This is a genomic window from Nocardioides panacis (genome assembly GCF_019039255.1).
In the GTDB taxonomy this organism is placed as follows: domain Bacteria; phylum Actinomycetota; class Actinomycetes; order Propionibacteriales; family Nocardioidaceae; genus Nocardioides_B; species Nocardioides_B panacis.
In genome coordinates this window covers 1,654,787-1,667,633 of sequence record NZ_CP077062.1, presented here as the reverse complement: position 1 = coordinate 1,667,633, position 12,847 = coordinate 1,654,787, and the positions used below count along the sequence as shown (strand labels likewise).

The window sequence follows — 12,847 nt, the reverse complement described above, 5'->3', positions numbered from 1 at the left end:
CGGCCTCGATGGATCCGGACCAGTGCTGTACGCGGTCGGCCTCACCCTCGACGGGCCCATGGAACTGCGCACCGTGCGAACCCCAGGCGTCGTGTTCGCCCCCGAACAAACCCAAGCCGACGTCGAGACCCTGCTGTGGGAGACCACCAACCTGCCCGACCTGCACGCTGTGTCCGAAGCGTGCGGGAGACGCAGGGCACCGTGGCCTGTCCGGAGTCGTTGAAGCCCCACGCGGTCACCTCGCCGTCGGAGGTAAGGGCCAGCGTGTGCCCGGCGCCGCCAGCCACCGCGACGACGCGGCGGCCGAGTGGTCTGAGTATCGGATCAGCGACCGCGCTGGACGGTTCCCGGGAGTCGGCGAGCGCCGAGAGCGGCAGCGGGGCGGTTCCCGTTCTTGGCCACGACGAGTGCGCCAGTCCCGTTGCCCCAGTAGAACCCGGTGCCGAATGCCGCCTTGGCAACCGCGTTCCAGGACCGCTGCTGGGTGCGGTTGGTGAAGGTAATGACGTTGACCCGCTTGCCGTTCAGGTAGCAGACACCCGCCTTGTAGGTGATGCCTCCGCCGCCGTGTCCGACGAAGTTGACGCAGTGGATCTGGCTGGCGACGCTGCGCGCGGTCCGGCCGTAGTACGTCGCGGCCTGTGCCGGCGCGGCGCTCAGCGCGAGCGCCGCTGCGGTAGCGGTCGCGGTCGCGGCGGCGATGGTGGTGGCGCGGTTCAACGGGTCCCCCTGGTGGTGAAAGCTAGTCGGCGAGCGCCGTTGATGCACCAGGTGGCCGGTTCGGTCCCTGGCGCTCTGGAGTCTGCCAGGGACCTACCCCCGCCGCAGTGGGTCGGGCTGGTTCTGCTGGCACACGCGGCCTATGTGGTTCCTTGCACCGACCTGACGACCTCGAGCTCGTGAGGCCATCGACGTTACCGGACGCAGTGGCCTACCGACCATCCAAACGTGGCCTCAGTTCTTTGCTGCGCGGTAGCCGGCCGCCTCGGCCGAGGCCGCGTTGCGGAAGCAGTCTTCGGGCGTGGTGATGTTGTAGTACGCCTGCCCGGGGCGGTGGTAGATCATCGAGGGCGCGTTGCCCTTGATGGGAGCGAAGGACGGGCAGTTGTGGCCGCGCGGCGTCACCGGTGCGCTCACCGCGCCACCCGACGCCGGCTTGGACGCCGTCGACGTCTTACCGGGGTTCTGGTGGCCGCAGTAGTTGCGGTGGGCGGCGTCCAGGCGGCGGTACTTGGCCTGGCGGGGGTGGTGCTGGTAGCCGTCGAGCGAGTCGTACCGCGCCCAGGCTCCGTGGTAGATCTGGGTCGCAGAGAGGTCGCGGGCACCCCGGTTCACGTAGCGCAGCAGCCGACCGTAGTGGTCCTTGTGGCGGACACTCGTGGGGTTGCCGAGCTCGATGACGGTGCCGGCCGGTGCGCTCGCGCGGGCCAGGCGGGTGGCTGCCGCGGATCCGCACTTGCCTCGCTCCGGGGTGTCAACGCCGATCAGACGCACGGTGCCGCGGGTCGTGTCGACGGTGTCCCCGTCGACCCAGCGGATCACGCGGACGGGCTGGACGGCCTCAGCGGCCGGGGTGACGACGAGGACCGACGCGATCACGGCGAGGGCGACGGCGAGCAAGGTCTTGCGCATGCGGGAGTTCCTGGTTCTGTGGTGGGGCGGCCGGTGGCTGGGTGAGCGCGGGCCGGCGAGCCACAAGGTGACCGGCGGGTGCGCACCCGAAGGATCGGCTTTCGCCGGGGAACAGGCACCACGGCCGGGGGTGGTGCCCGTGGTGTCGCTCACAACTTTCGCCTGCACCGGACGGTCCGCGTCGTCGGCTCTACTCGCAGACGCGGCCGTCCCCGTCGCTGTCGGTGTACCAGGCGTACTCGGGGTCGCGTCCTCGGACGTAGGGACCGTAGCCGGCTGCGATCGCCTGGTAGCAGTAGCTGAACTGGGGATCGGACCCGCGTGACGGCGCGGGCGCTTGGGGGCTGCGCGCGGTGCCGCTTGCGGGACCACTGGAGGAGCGGCCGGTCGCGGCACGCCGGACGGTGACCGTGGTGTTCGCGCAGTGCTTGGCCTGGGCCAGGAGTGCTCGTTTCTCGGCAGCGTCCACCTTCAGGGTCCAGCGGATCTTGACCGCTACCCACTGCCGCACGTACTGGCACTGGCCGAGGTCGGGCATCCATTCGGCCGGGTCCTGGTCAGACTTCGACCGGTTCGAGGAGGCACTCACCGCCACCAGCGAGCGTCGGTCGCCGAGGTCGTTTGCGTACCGTTTCCGGGTCTCCGCGTTCCACCGCCGGGCACCGGAGTCCCAGGCTTCGGCCAACGGCACCAGATGGTCGATGTCGAAGCTCGTAGAGTCCCTGGTCACCGCACCGTCGTAGTAGGAGCGCCACTTGCCGCGCTGGATGTCGCAGCCGCGAACCTTGACCAACGACTCAGCCGGGATCGACGGGAACATCGTGGTCGGCTACGGCTCCACCGTCAGCGGCCAGCGTCCGTTCGCCTACGACCTGGCCGCCGCGTCCCCCGCCATGCGTGATCTGGGCAGCCTCGGTGGAACCTACGCCGGCGACATCCGGATCGTGGGAAACCTGGTCTTCGGATACTCCACCACTGCGACCGGCGACCAGCACCCGTTCGTCTACGACCTGGCTGCGGCGAACCCGGTGATGCGTGACCTGGGCACCCTCGGCGGCAAGATCGGAACAGCGACGGACGTCTCCGGGTCACGGGTTGTTGGGTGGTCGCAGACCGCGGCCGGGAACCGGCACGCGTTCGTCTACGACCTGGCTGCGGCGAATCCGGTGATGCGTGACCTCGGTGTCCTACCGGGTGCTCACGACTCGACTCCGGGAGCGCTCGTCGGCGACACCCTGTACGGCGGGTCCGGCCACGCGTTCTCCCTGGACCTGGCGGACCAGTCCGCACGGATGCTGGACCTGGGCACCATCAGCGGCCCGGAAGGCGGCGCAGCCCTTCAAGTCGCCGGCGGTGACTTCGTGTACGGGATGTCCTCCCGGGCCGGTGACGGCGCGGGCCGTCCGGTGGTCTACGACCCGACGGCGGCCGCCCCCGAACTGGTCGACCTCCCCGGAGGAGCATTCGTGCGCGCAGCCGACGGGAACGGCGCCGTCGGTGACAGTGGCGTCTGGACGGTGTCGCGGACGACGGCGCCGTCGGTCCGGTTCACGGCTACCACGCCCCGGGTCCAGGAGAGTGCCCGGCGGGCGACGATCACCGTGGTCCGGGCCGGTGACGCAACTCGACCCGTCACCGCCCACTACACGACCCGGCAGCTCGCCGGCACGCCACCAGTCCGGTACCACGCGGAAGCCGCGGCCGCTGGACGGGACTACCGGTCGACCTCCGGCACGGTCCGGTTCGCGACCGGACAGACCAGCGCACAGTTCAGCGTCCCGATCATCAACGACGGGTCTGGTGAGGGCGCCGAGACGTTCATGGTCGTGCTGGACTCCGCACAGCTTGCGTCTGGTGCTGGCTCTGGTGCCGATGCCGGGACACCGTTGGCGGTCGGGACCCCGAACACGGCCGCGGTGGTGATCGCGACCAGCGACCAACGGCCCGGCGCACTCGTGTCACGCCGGTCGGCCTCGCAGGGGTTCGTCGGGAACAACGTCTACAACCTGACGGGGAAGAAGCAGACCGTCACCGTCGACGCCCGCCGGAGACACACCCGGTCGGTGTGGGTGAAGGTCGCCAACGACGGGAACACGCTTAGCACCCTCACGTTCCGCGCCGCTGCGGCACCGTCCCGCACGACGGTCCGGTACTTCTCGGGCCAGGTGGACGTGACGCGCCAGATCCGGTCGACCGCCGGGTTCCGGCTGCCGACCGCTCCGCACGCCTCACACGTCCTGCGAGTCCAGGTGACCGCGTCGAAGCGCGCCACCGCCGGCTCACGCAAGGTCGTGTCCGTCTCCGGGGAACTGGCACGGGGACGGCACCCGTCGCGACGTCGTGCACGCAGTCGTCCGCGTGCGCCGCCAACCCAGTCACCACGCAGCCGGCCCGAGACGACGCAGCGCTACGTGAGCCGCCCGACGACGCGCTGCTGCGCGCCGTGGCGGCAGCGCAGCACGTCAACGTCGCCTGAACGGTGCTGCGGCAGCCGGCAACGTTGCTCGGTCGAGCGGTTGGGCGGCGTGGAGTTCTACAGGCGCAGCATCCAGACAAAGTAAAGCATTTGGGCGCCTCCACGACCCTGTCTGAGCGGCTCTACACACTTGTGGGCACATGTAGAGCGTGGTTCAGCACGGTTTCGTGGACTTCTGTGACGGGCGCCGGGCATCGGCTGTGGACACGCTCGCCCGGCTCGTAGGTGCCGTTGAGGATCCGCTCCAGGACCAGTTCCTTGATCTGGTCACGCAGCATCTTGCGCTCGAGCGCCATCGGATCCCTCAGTCGTCGTGTCTGGTCAGGTTCCGCCGCTAGGGCGGACTCCCCCGATCTTAGTGACGCGTAGTCATCCAGAGACCGTGCCTCGCGGCGGATGATCTTCCGGTGTCGGCCGCGCAGGCGGGAGGCGGTTACCGAGAGCGACCCTCAGCCGCCCTGCTGACTAAGCCTCGCGAGCAGGCGCCGGTGGTTGATCAGTGCCTCCGATTCGGTGCGCGCCCACCATTCCAGGCCCTCGATGAGGCCGCCGGTCCAGGTCGGGTCGCGCGCGACGGTCCCGAAGATGACAGGTTGGTCCTCACCCTCACCCTCGCCCTCTGCATCGGTGTCGCCGATGCCGGCGCGTTGGTCGATGCCGAGCCACGCCGTGACCACCTCGATCTCACGACCGCCGGGAGTTGGCACCACGTCGCGTGCCAAGAAGCGGTACTCCGGGTCGGAGAACAGCCGAATGAGTTCCCGCAGGGTCAGCGGAGCGCCTGACCGGTCGAAGAACATTCCGTCGGTCAGTCTGTCGGTACCAGCATCGGCCGGCCGGCCGCGACCCGGCAGTTCCACGCTCACGTGTGCACTCTCCTCAGCGCTTCCCGGTATGCGTCCGCCTCTGTCGGAGACTCGCCGGAGACACCCGAGTGGGTCTCGCATGGTGTGGCGGTCATCTGTCGTTGGGCCTCTCGCGGCTGCCGCTGGGTTGAGCATTGCGTCCCGCCAGCCGGTCCAGACCGATCTTCGTGGACCTTGTCGCAGGTGTTCCCGTGAGCTCCTCAACGCGGACCGCCAGTCAGGTCAACTGGTTCACAACGTTGCGCCAACAAGAGTCTGGCGCGCTCCAGAGGGTCGGAACCTGGCGGTGCGGTGTTCGGCGGCCTGCTGCCATCCCTCAGCACGTTGCCGAAGGGGGTGCGTGTGTTGTGTCCGGTCTTGCGACGGCGCTCCTTCGACCTGGTGGACGAGCCTTCAGGCACACCCTGTCGCCCGACGGACGCGTCCACCGTTGCAGTTAGGGGTCGCCGCGTACGAAGCGCTCAAGGGCCTCGACATGAGCCGGGGTCAGACCGGTGGTGGTCTCCGGCGCAATGAGGAGCGGGGTGATCCCCCGCAGCTTGAGGTCCCTGCAGATCGCCGCGGGTCCAGGACCTTCGTTGAGGTCGGGTGGGTAACCTTCTGGCGGTCGGGCAGGGTCGCTGCGACGCCCCACCTGCGCCAGGTGTGTCGGCGTGAGGTGGTCGTCGCACCACGCCAACCTGTCGATCCGGTCGTGATCGGTGAGCCAGCGCCACAAGACGTTCCACTTCCACCAACCGCCCTCGTCGTTAGTGTGGTCGGCGCGGAGTCCCGCGTCTGGCCAATCGTGACCAGGAAAGGGGGACATGACCTGACGGAGTTCCGGGGGCCAGGACGTGAGCCACACGGGGATGACGTGCGGCAGGCTGGCGATCCGGTCGAGGCGACAGCAGACGGTGGGTGAGACCCAGAGCGGCCCGAAGAGCTGGCCCGCCTGGACGTCGTCGCCCCAGGCCGTGCTCCCGTGGATCGGCGACACCACGCCGTCTGCGTCCATGACCATGACGACCAACCCGGGCCCGGCCATCCGCACGCAGTCGCTGGCGGGACGAGGGACATCGCTCATCGCATGGTCTCCCTTCCACTGCGTGCTCGACCTCTGATTGAGACCAGGGATGGCTTCGCGGGGCGGCGACACCACCTCGGAGCGCTTGCTACTACGCTCACAGCGTAGTAGACAATCGGATATGACGGAAGGCCGCCTCGTGTCTGACCTGACGGACACCGTGCTGGCGCGGGTGTCCCCCAAGTCCTTGCCGACATATCGCCCCGGCATTCTCTTGCTTGCCAAAGAACATGGTCACCGGCTGCTCGAGGAGGTTCGACTCCCGGACCTGGAGCGGCTCCGGGACCAGACTCGCTACGAGGTGGGCCTTCGCAAGGTGGAGATGGCCCGTCAGAGAGGTCGGTTGCTGCGGTCCTACGACCCTGACTCGTATGGACGCGGGGCGGCCGAGAACTGCGTCAGAGCTCTGCGGTTCTACTTCCGGTACGCGGTCGCCGCCGGCCACCTCACCATCAATCCTGCGCTCGACCTGACGGCACCTCGCCGCGCGACCGCGCCGGAACGTCCGTTGCGCGAACACGAACTTGTCGACATCTGGCGCGGCGCTCTGGACGGCTCGGCTGACCCGGAGTTGGACGCCCTGCTCCTGCAGTTCTTGCGCGAGACGGCCGCTCGCCGAGAGGGATGCCTCAATCTGTGCATCGACCACCTCGACCTCACCAACTGCCTTGTCACATTGACTGAGAAGGGCGGCGACACCCGCGAGCTCCCTTTGAGCAGGAAGCTCCTTACCCGACTACAGGCCTTTGCTGTCTCCCGGGGAGCCAACCGGCCCGGGGATGCGGTCTTCCGGTACCAGAGGGGCACCCCGCTGACCCGCCGTCGGTTCAATGTCATCTTCGACCGCGTCGACCGAAACTGCAGGTGGACCGAACCCCTGGACGTTGGGGCTCACTGGATCCGCCACACCACTCTCGCCGACATCGCGGCGGTTGCGGACATCCGGGTGGCGGCCACCTACGCCGGCCACTCCCCCGACGAGCTCGGGGTCATCGGTCGCTACACCAAGGTCACCTTTGATGACCTTGTCGCCGCGTACGAACGACTCTTCGGCCCCCGTGACTGAGGAGGAGCCGGCGAGACGACTGCGCCCACTCACCCGGTCGGCCCAGCTACTTGCCGCGCTGCCGGATGTCCTGGCCGATCCTCACCAACGCGGTGAGCACGGAGTCTGGACACTGGCCGAAAACGTGCTGCCGGGTGGCCGGATCGTCTCCGGCAACCAGGTGGTCGCCGCTTGGGGCGGCCTTACATGGATCGCGGTCGCTCACTGGGACCGCGACGACCCCGCCCTGTTGTGGTTGACACCGGTGACGCCGAACACCCCACCCCTGCGGGTGCGCGACGCCTACCCGCTGGAGGTGCTGGCGACGCGCATCATCGACTGGATGGAGCAGCAGGCCCACCCGTCCTCAGTGGGGGCCCCCCGGCTCCGGCGCTGGCGCCCCCGCCGGGGCCGACGTGCGACCAGCGGCGGAGCCCGTCATCGGCTTGAACAGGGACCAGGTCATCCGGGCGCTGGCGTCGGTGATCGACGACGTGTTCGATGACGTCGACACGACCGTTGAAGAGCTCCTCGAGGCCCTCGCTCGCGACCGCAGCATCGCCCGGGACGCAGTCGACCAGTTGGCGACCCTGTTCGCCGACCGCGTCCCGGCCTTCTTGGCGCTTCCCGCTTCGGCGCGTCTATTGCGCGTCGCTCGGCGCGCTCGGCCCAGCTGGCGCACGATGCTCACATCGCGGGCCGAGGATGGTTAGGCTGCCCCCGTGGCTGACTGGACGAGCGACAGCAACAAGCAGCTGCTCGCACGCCAGTTGGGTCGGCGATTGCGCGAGGCGCGGATCGACTCGGAGCTTCTACTCGACCAAGTTGCGGGATTGACCGGGTCCTCCCAGCAGCACATCTCTGACTGCGAGCGTGGGCGAAGGCTTCCCTCGATACCGTTGCTGGTCTCTCTCGCGGATGCCTACCAAGTCCTCCTGGTGGATCTGTTGGTGGGCGTCTATCCGTTCGGCAGTGCGACCCGGCCTCGCCGGCTCCCCAGCAAACCTCCCGACGGGCGCGCCACCTGACGTTCCGGCCAACCACGTCGGACGACACCGCACGGCCGGCGTTGCCGGCACCTTCGGTCCCCCGGAGGCTGTATCCAACAGGTCATACCCGGGCGACACGCCGGTGCGTGAAAACCAATCCTGGCGAGCCGGTCGGTCAGCCCGGGCGCGACACCGCCACGGCGCAGCCAAACGGACAGCCAGACGCAACTCACGCTCGCCAGTCCTGGCACCGCTACAAAAACGTACTTTTAGGGATAGATCTCGCGGTCTTGTTGAGCGCCCACGACAGCCCACAAGCGCCCACAGGCGCCCACGGGCGCCCACTTAGCGTGGCGAACCTCGGTCCCTCCTCCAGGTCCACCTCCCTCCGACACCGTCTGCGCCCGGAAACTTCGGCGAGGAGATGCGCTACCAAGTACTCGTCAGCACACGAGGAGCTGGAAGGTCTAGCGATGACGAGTGAACCTCCCCCGCGTGACGGTGAGCCCGATCGCGAACAGTTCGAGCGGCTGGTGCGACGCCTCCTCGCGGAGTACCAGCTCAGTGTGGCGATCCGGTGGGCCGAGGAGATGGCCGCTCGAACCCGCCTCCAGCCGGGCACCCTTCGGCGCGTCTTCAGATCCACACCTCGGGGCCCGGAATTGCCCAGCACGCTCGTGTCTCAGCTGTCCCATGCCGGAGCCGTGCGCACGGTCGTGACGTTGACGGTCATGGCACGCCAACTCGTTCCAAGCAGCGAGCGCTTCTCGCCGCGAGTCCATCTGATCGACCTGCGCAGCAACTGCGCGGCGATGGGACTCGACACCAACGATGCCGAGCTGCGGAAGATCGTGCGTCATCCTGAGTCCGGACTGGTGATGTGTTCTCGTTCCGAGCAGGAGGTTCATCTCGAGCTGGTGTCCGCTGAGGATCCCTGTGAACTCCTGCTGAGCGACCGCGCCCTCGCGGCTTGCCGCGAGGCAGTCGCCTGGGGGCAGGGCGTGCAACGGGCCGACCGCGCTTAGCACCTCGGATACGTGGCGGTCCGCCAGTCTCCCCATTCCGGCGGCTGGCTCGGGCACCCCCGGGCGCTGTCGCGGACGAGACCTGACGAGGGTGCTCGGGCTCTCGCGGCGCTCCTCGGCGTCCCCGGGGAAAGTCGGCAAGCTGCGGAGCATCGCTCCCATCTGGGGAGGCATGAAGCCGCCGGCGAACCGGACGTGGTGGATCCCGGACCCCAGCGACCGACTCAAGTCACTCGCGGACATTGCCAGACCTCCGATACCCAGGTCGCACCCCTGTGGGTGACGGTTGAGGCATGAACAGGGACGAGCGCGACGCCGCGGCGCCGCGCAAGGCAGCCCGCAGTTTTCTCACGGTCGCCTCCGTCGACCCCAGCGCTCGCCTGCGCCTCGGCCTGCCCCGTCCGACGGCCACCGCGGTCCGAGAGAGCGCCCTGTCGTCCCGCGTGTTCGCCGCGCAGCCGGGCTGGGTCGTCTTGACCACCGATCCCGACTGCCTGCCGACCCGACCGGCCCGCCCCCTCATCGACCCCGCGGGCCGGTTGACACTGGGGCTGCTGCTCTGGGAGCGGTACCTCGACGGAGCGCCACGCGTCGTCGTCCGGTACCAACACGCCACGCGCCGACTGGTCGTGATCGACCACCGGCTGATCTCGGCCACGGTCGACAAGCGGATCCGCAAGCAGGGCGTCCGGTTCGGATGGTGGTCGCCATGACCTCCGAGCCGGAAGGCACCCGGCCGCCGGAGGCCGGGCCCGTCGCGACTCACGACCTGATGACGCTGCTGCACGGGCTGGACCAGGACCGTCAGCACCGTATCGCCCGGGCGAAACGGAAGCGAGCCAGGAAGCGCCACCGACGCAACCGGACGGTGCGCGACGTTCGGCGCCGGCTCGGGCTCCCCAAGTGGATGAGTCAGCCCCCCAACGACGTCTCGCTTCGCCGACTGCTGGACGGGCTGCCCGCGGAAGAGATCGACCACGTTGCCTACCCGGCTGTGCGAGGGATCGGGCACCGGAAGATTCGCAAGGTGCGGCGCAGCGATCTCGAAGTGCTCCAGGCCGCCATCAAGGAGAGGACCGGGGCACACAAGGTGGCGGCCGCCCGCGCGGCAGGACGCCCCCCTGGCCTCCTACCGCGCCGACGATCACGGCCAGGGTGCGGCGCGCAACTTCGCCGAGGCGACGCATCGGTTCTTCAGCGAGGCGGTCCGCGACGGACACCTCTGCCGAAGTCCGACAGACGGTCTCGGCAAGCCTCCGCAACAGCACAACCGACGTCCGATCAATGCCCGGGAAGAGGCCAATCTCCGCGCGTGGATCTGCCTTCGGCGCCGCGATCCGATCCTCGACCTCCTGCTGCTGGATCTGTTCATCCGGTCGGGGTCGCGTCGCGAAGGGATCCTGCAGCTGACCGTCGACGGCATCGACCTGGTGGGTTGCGCCATCCAGGTATTCCAGAAGAACGCGAAGGGGCAGCGGATCCCGGTGGCCCGCTCCGTGCTGCGCCGCGCCCTGGAGCTCGGACGGGAACGCGGCGCAACAGAGGGACCCGATCGCGTGCTCAGGCAGCAACATGGCGCACCCGTCACCCGCCGCTACCTGGACACCCTGTTTCACACCGCTGCCGCGGAGCTGGCCTACGGTGCCGACGGTGCCTTCGTCGGGGTCAGCCCGCACTGGCTGCGGCACACCTCGACGGACCGGATCCGGCAGGCGACGAAGGATCCCTTCCTGTCCAGCTTCTGGATGAACCACAGCATGAGCCAGTTCGGCATCTCCAGCCCGTACCTGACCAACCCGTCCTGGGCCGAACTGTGTGTGGCCGCGGAGCGTGCGTTCGGTCGACTCGAGGACTGAGATGACCGTCCGCGACCACACCGACCGCACCGACCGCACCGACCGCACCGACCGCACCGACCGCACCGAGGCTCGGGCCGCCGCCGCCGCGGTCCGCCGCCGTTCGCTTGGTGCTACGCGCCCCGATCGCGGCACCGGTCGTCCGCGGGGCTCCGCCAGCCCACCTGTCCGGGACCCCGGCTGGCAGTGGGTGCCCGCGCGTCGGTCACCCCCAGACGACCGGTTGACCCGACCGGTCTCGCGGTCCGGTTTCCGCAGCCCCGGGCCGGCCTGCCGTGGCAGCATCGGCCGGGACACGGATCCGCGTCCGGCTCTTCCGCCTCGCGGTGCCCAGGGTGCACGATGACCGCATGCACCAGCCACCGCCGCACCGACCGGACCATCCCTAGGAGGCCCTCCATGCCCATCCACTCCTTCGAGTCAGATGGGCAATCGCCCGGTTCACGGTGTCCGAGTCCCCCCCTCGGACACCAGTGAGTCGGACTCGCCCCACCAGCAGGCAGCGCCTGCCGGTGGGGCGTTTTCCGTTTCAGACGATGGTCTCCGTCGACGAGCAGACCCTGCTCGGGTCGCGACCCGGCGAGCCGCCGGGCGCACGGGGGTCAGGTCCCCCCCGGCTGTCCCCCGCGACGCCGTGCGCGTGTCGCCGCCCGGTCGCTGCCGGGCGAGCCGGTCCAGCGGGCGCTGCAGCTGCTCGAGCAGTGGCGCGGCGCGCTCCTCGGCGTCGGGACGGAGCGCGCAGGCGGTCCGGGCAACCTGGGCCAGCTGCCGGTGCAGGACGTAGATCGCCAGCCGCAGCTCGTCCGGCGCGCCGGCGACCGCACGGAAGCCGTCGAGGACTGCCGTCTCGAGCTCGTCCGTCGGCTGACCCGCGGACGCACCAGCCAGCTCGACGACGAAGGTGGCCAGGTCGAACTCCGGCTCACCCCACGCGAAACGGTCGAAGTCGACGAGACCCAACCGACCGGTGTCGTCCACCAGCCACTGCCCGAGGTGCGCCGCCCCGTGCGCCGGGACGAGTGGCCGTGCGCCCAGTCGGTCGTGGGCACGGGTGAGCGAGTCGGACGCTCTCCGCAGCCCGGGCGCCAGAGCAGGGGCGGCAGCGGTCGCCCGCGCCAGCGCCCGTTCGGTCCGGGCCAGCTGGTCCGTCGCGTCCACCCTCCTGGGCGGCCGCACCACCGCCGTCGCGAGCTGGCCCAGCGACGCCCCCACCTGACGTGCGAGCTGGGCACCATGGGGCCCGAGAAGTCGAGGATGCACGGGTCCGCCCGGCACGACGCCGTACCAGCTCGACCGGGTCTGCTCGTCCCAGCCGTGCGGCTCGGCCACCGCGAAGGACAGCGCTCCGGACAGCGAGGCTGCCCACCGCGCCCGCACCCCCTGCTGGTCGTCGATGCCCTCGGCCTGGACCTTGACGTACCGGGCGGCCGATCCTGCCCCTCCGTGGACGGTGCAGCGGTTGCCCGGGTGGTAGCGCACCACCCGAGGACGGTCGAGCGCCGCCAGCACCGCAGGCAGTCCCGGGAGCGCCGGGTCCGCCGCGCAGGACACGATCTCGACCGGACCCAGGTCGCCGCCACGCAGCGCGCCGCGCGCAGCGTCGGCCCTCGGGTCGCTGTCCTCGAGCAGGCGGACCTGGACGGTCGGACCGCCCACCGCCTCGTAGACCAGGACGGCCCAGGGAGAGCGCTGCGGGCGCAGCTTGCCGCGGACGCGCCGCCACGGCCCGGGCCGGTCGGTTGACCGTCGCGCCGCCCAGGCGTCGAGCTGGGCCTCGAGAACGCCACCGGCCGCCAGCACCTCGAGCCTGCCTCGGTACGGCCCAGCTCCACCGCTCATCTCGCCCTCCAGCTGACTAGTACCTATTGATGTTGCCGCGGAAGGGGTCGCGG

15 protein-coding genes are annotated in these 12,847 nt (G+C 69.7%); 7 read left to right on the top strand and 8 right to left on the bottom strand.

What is annotated here, in order from left to right; translation table 11 throughout:
• Positions 1-41 precede the first annotated feature (41 nt).
• The 4 genes from KRR39_RS24550 to KRR39_RS08065 all read right to left on the bottom strand — a co-directional run bounded on the left by KRR39_RS24550 (position 42) and on the right by KRR39_RS08065 (position 2,425).
• Positions 42-287 carry an RCC1-like domain-containing protein gene (locus tag KRR39_RS24550; RefSeq protein WP_254185600.1) on the bottom strand — a complete coding sequence of 82 codons (246 nt, stop codon included), beginning with the start codon at positions 285-287 and terminating at the stop codon, positions 42-44.
• Between the two features lie 37 nt (positions 288-324).
• Positions 325-720: a hypothetical protein gene (locus tag KRR39_RS24545; protein WP_254185599.1), complete on the bottom strand. Its 396-nt coding sequence runs from the start codon at positions 718-720 to the stop codon at positions 325-327.
• Between the two features lie 234 nt (positions 721-954).
• Positions 955-1,632, bottom strand: a complete 678-nt coding sequence (locus tag KRR39_RS08070) for a thermonuclease family protein (RefSeq protein WP_216941530.1) — start codon at positions 1,630-1,632, stop codon at positions 955-957.
• Between the two features lie 190 nt (positions 1,633-1,822).
• Positions 1,823-2,425, bottom strand: a complete 603-nt coding sequence (locus tag KRR39_RS08065; RefSeq protein WP_254185598.1) for a GmrSD restriction endonuclease domain-containing protein — start codon at positions 2,423-2,425, stop codon at positions 1,823-1,825.
• Between KRR39_RS08065 and KRR39_RS08060 the strand changes: the two genes are divergently transcribed.
• Positions 2,418-4,193 carry a Calx-beta domain-containing protein gene (locus tag KRR39_RS08060; RefSeq protein ID WP_216941528.1) on the top strand — a complete coding sequence of 592 codons (1,776 nt, stop codon included), beginning with the start codon at positions 2,418-2,420 and terminating at the stop codon, positions 4,191-4,193. The genes KRR39_RS08065 and KRR39_RS08060 overlap by 8 nt on opposite strands.
• 37 nt (positions 4,194-4,230) lie before the next feature.
• Here the strand turns inward: KRR39_RS08060 and KRR39_RS08055 are convergent, their stop codons facing one another.
• From KRR39_RS08055 to KRR39_RS08045, 3 genes are all read right to left on the bottom strand, one after another.
• Positions 4,231-4,404, bottom strand: a complete 174-nt coding sequence (locus KRR39_RS08055) for a hypothetical protein (protein WP_216941527.1) — start codon at positions 4,402-4,404, stop codon at positions 4,231-4,233.
• Positions 4,405-4,557: 153 nt separating this feature from the next.
• The gene (locus tag KRR39_RS08050; RefSeq protein WP_216941526.1) at positions 4,558-4,974 is read right to left on the bottom strand and encodes a hypothetical protein; all 417 of its coding nucleotides are present in this window, start codon (positions 4,972-4,974) and stop codon (positions 4,558-4,560) included.
• Between the two features lie 436 nt (positions 4,975-5,410).
• Positions 5,411-6,040, bottom strand: a complete 630-nt coding sequence (locus KRR39_RS08045; RefSeq protein WP_216941525.1) for a hypothetical protein — start codon at positions 6,038-6,040, stop codon at positions 5,411-5,413.
• 139 nt (positions 6,041-6,179) lie between these two features.
• Between KRR39_RS08045 and KRR39_RS08040 the strand changes: the two genes are divergently transcribed.
• The 6 genes from KRR39_RS08040 (at position 6,180) to KRR39_RS08015 (ending at position 10,955) form a co-directional block, all read left to right on the top strand.
• Positions 6,180-7,106: a tyrosine-type recombinase/integrase gene (locus tag KRR39_RS08040; protein ID WP_216941524.1), complete on the top strand. Its 927-nt coding sequence runs from the start codon at positions 6,180-6,182 to the stop codon at positions 7,104-7,106.
• A gap of 425 nt (positions 7,107-7,531) precedes the next feature.
• Entirely contained in the window at positions 7,532-7,798 is a 267-nt protein-coding gene (locus KRR39_RS08035; RefSeq protein WP_216941523.1) for a hypothetical protein, read from the top strand.
• Between the two features lie 9 nt (positions 7,799-7,807).
• Positions 7,808-8,113, top strand: a complete 306-nt coding sequence (locus tag KRR39_RS08030) for a helix-turn-helix domain-containing protein (protein WP_216941522.1) — start codon at positions 7,808-7,810, stop codon at positions 8,111-8,113.
• 665 nt (positions 8,114-8,778) lie between these two features.
• A complete protein-coding gene (locus tag KRR39_RS08025; protein ID WP_216941521.1) occupies positions 8,779-9,099 on the top strand; it encodes a hypothetical protein in 321 nt (106 codons plus the stop codon).
• Positions 9,100-9,392: 293 nt separating this feature from the next.
• Positions 9,393-9,812: a hypothetical protein gene (locus KRR39_RS08020; RefSeq protein ID WP_216941520.1), complete on the top strand. Its 420-nt coding sequence runs from the start codon at positions 9,393-9,395 to the stop codon at positions 9,810-9,812.
• Positions 9,813-10,079: 267 nt separating this feature from the next.
• Positions 10,080-10,955 carry a site-specific integrase gene (locus KRR39_RS08015; RefSeq protein WP_216941519.1) on the top strand — a complete coding sequence of 292 codons (876 nt, stop codon included), beginning with the start codon at positions 10,080-10,082 and terminating at the stop codon, positions 10,953-10,955.
• Positions 10,956-11,396: 441 nt separating this feature from the next.
• Here the strand turns inward: KRR39_RS08015 and KRR39_RS08010 are convergent, their stop codons facing one another.
• Positions 11,397-12,794: an aminoglycoside phosphotransferase family protein gene (locus KRR39_RS08010; protein WP_216941518.1), complete on the bottom strand. Its 1,398-nt coding sequence runs from the start codon at positions 12,792-12,794 to the stop codon at positions 11,397-11,399.
• Positions 12,795-12,847: the final 53 nt, after the last annotated feature.

Excerpts from the sequence above, each read along its gene's own strand:
- KRR39_RS08070 (WP_216941530.1), bottom strand. The coding sequence starts at position 1,632 with ATGCGCAAGACCTTGCTCGCCGTCGCCCTCGCCGTGATCGCGTCGGTC.
- KRR39_RS08055 (WP_216941527.1), bottom strand. The coding sequence starts at position 4,404 with ATGGCGCTCGAGCGCAAGATGCTGCGTGACCAGATCAAGGAACTGGTC.
- KRR39_RS08045 (WP_216941525.1), bottom strand. The coding sequence starts at position 6,040 with ATGAGCGATGTCCCTCGTCCCGCCAGCGACTGCGTGCGGATGGCCGGG.
- KRR39_RS08010 (WP_216941518.1), bottom strand. The coding sequence starts at position 12,794 with ATGAGCGGTGGAGCTGGGCCGTACCGAGGCAGGCTCGAGGTGCTGGCG.
- KRR39_RS08020 (WP_216941520.1), top strand. The coding sequence starts at position 9,393 with ATGAACAGGGACGAGCGCGACGCCGCGGCGCCGCGCAAGGCAGCCCGC.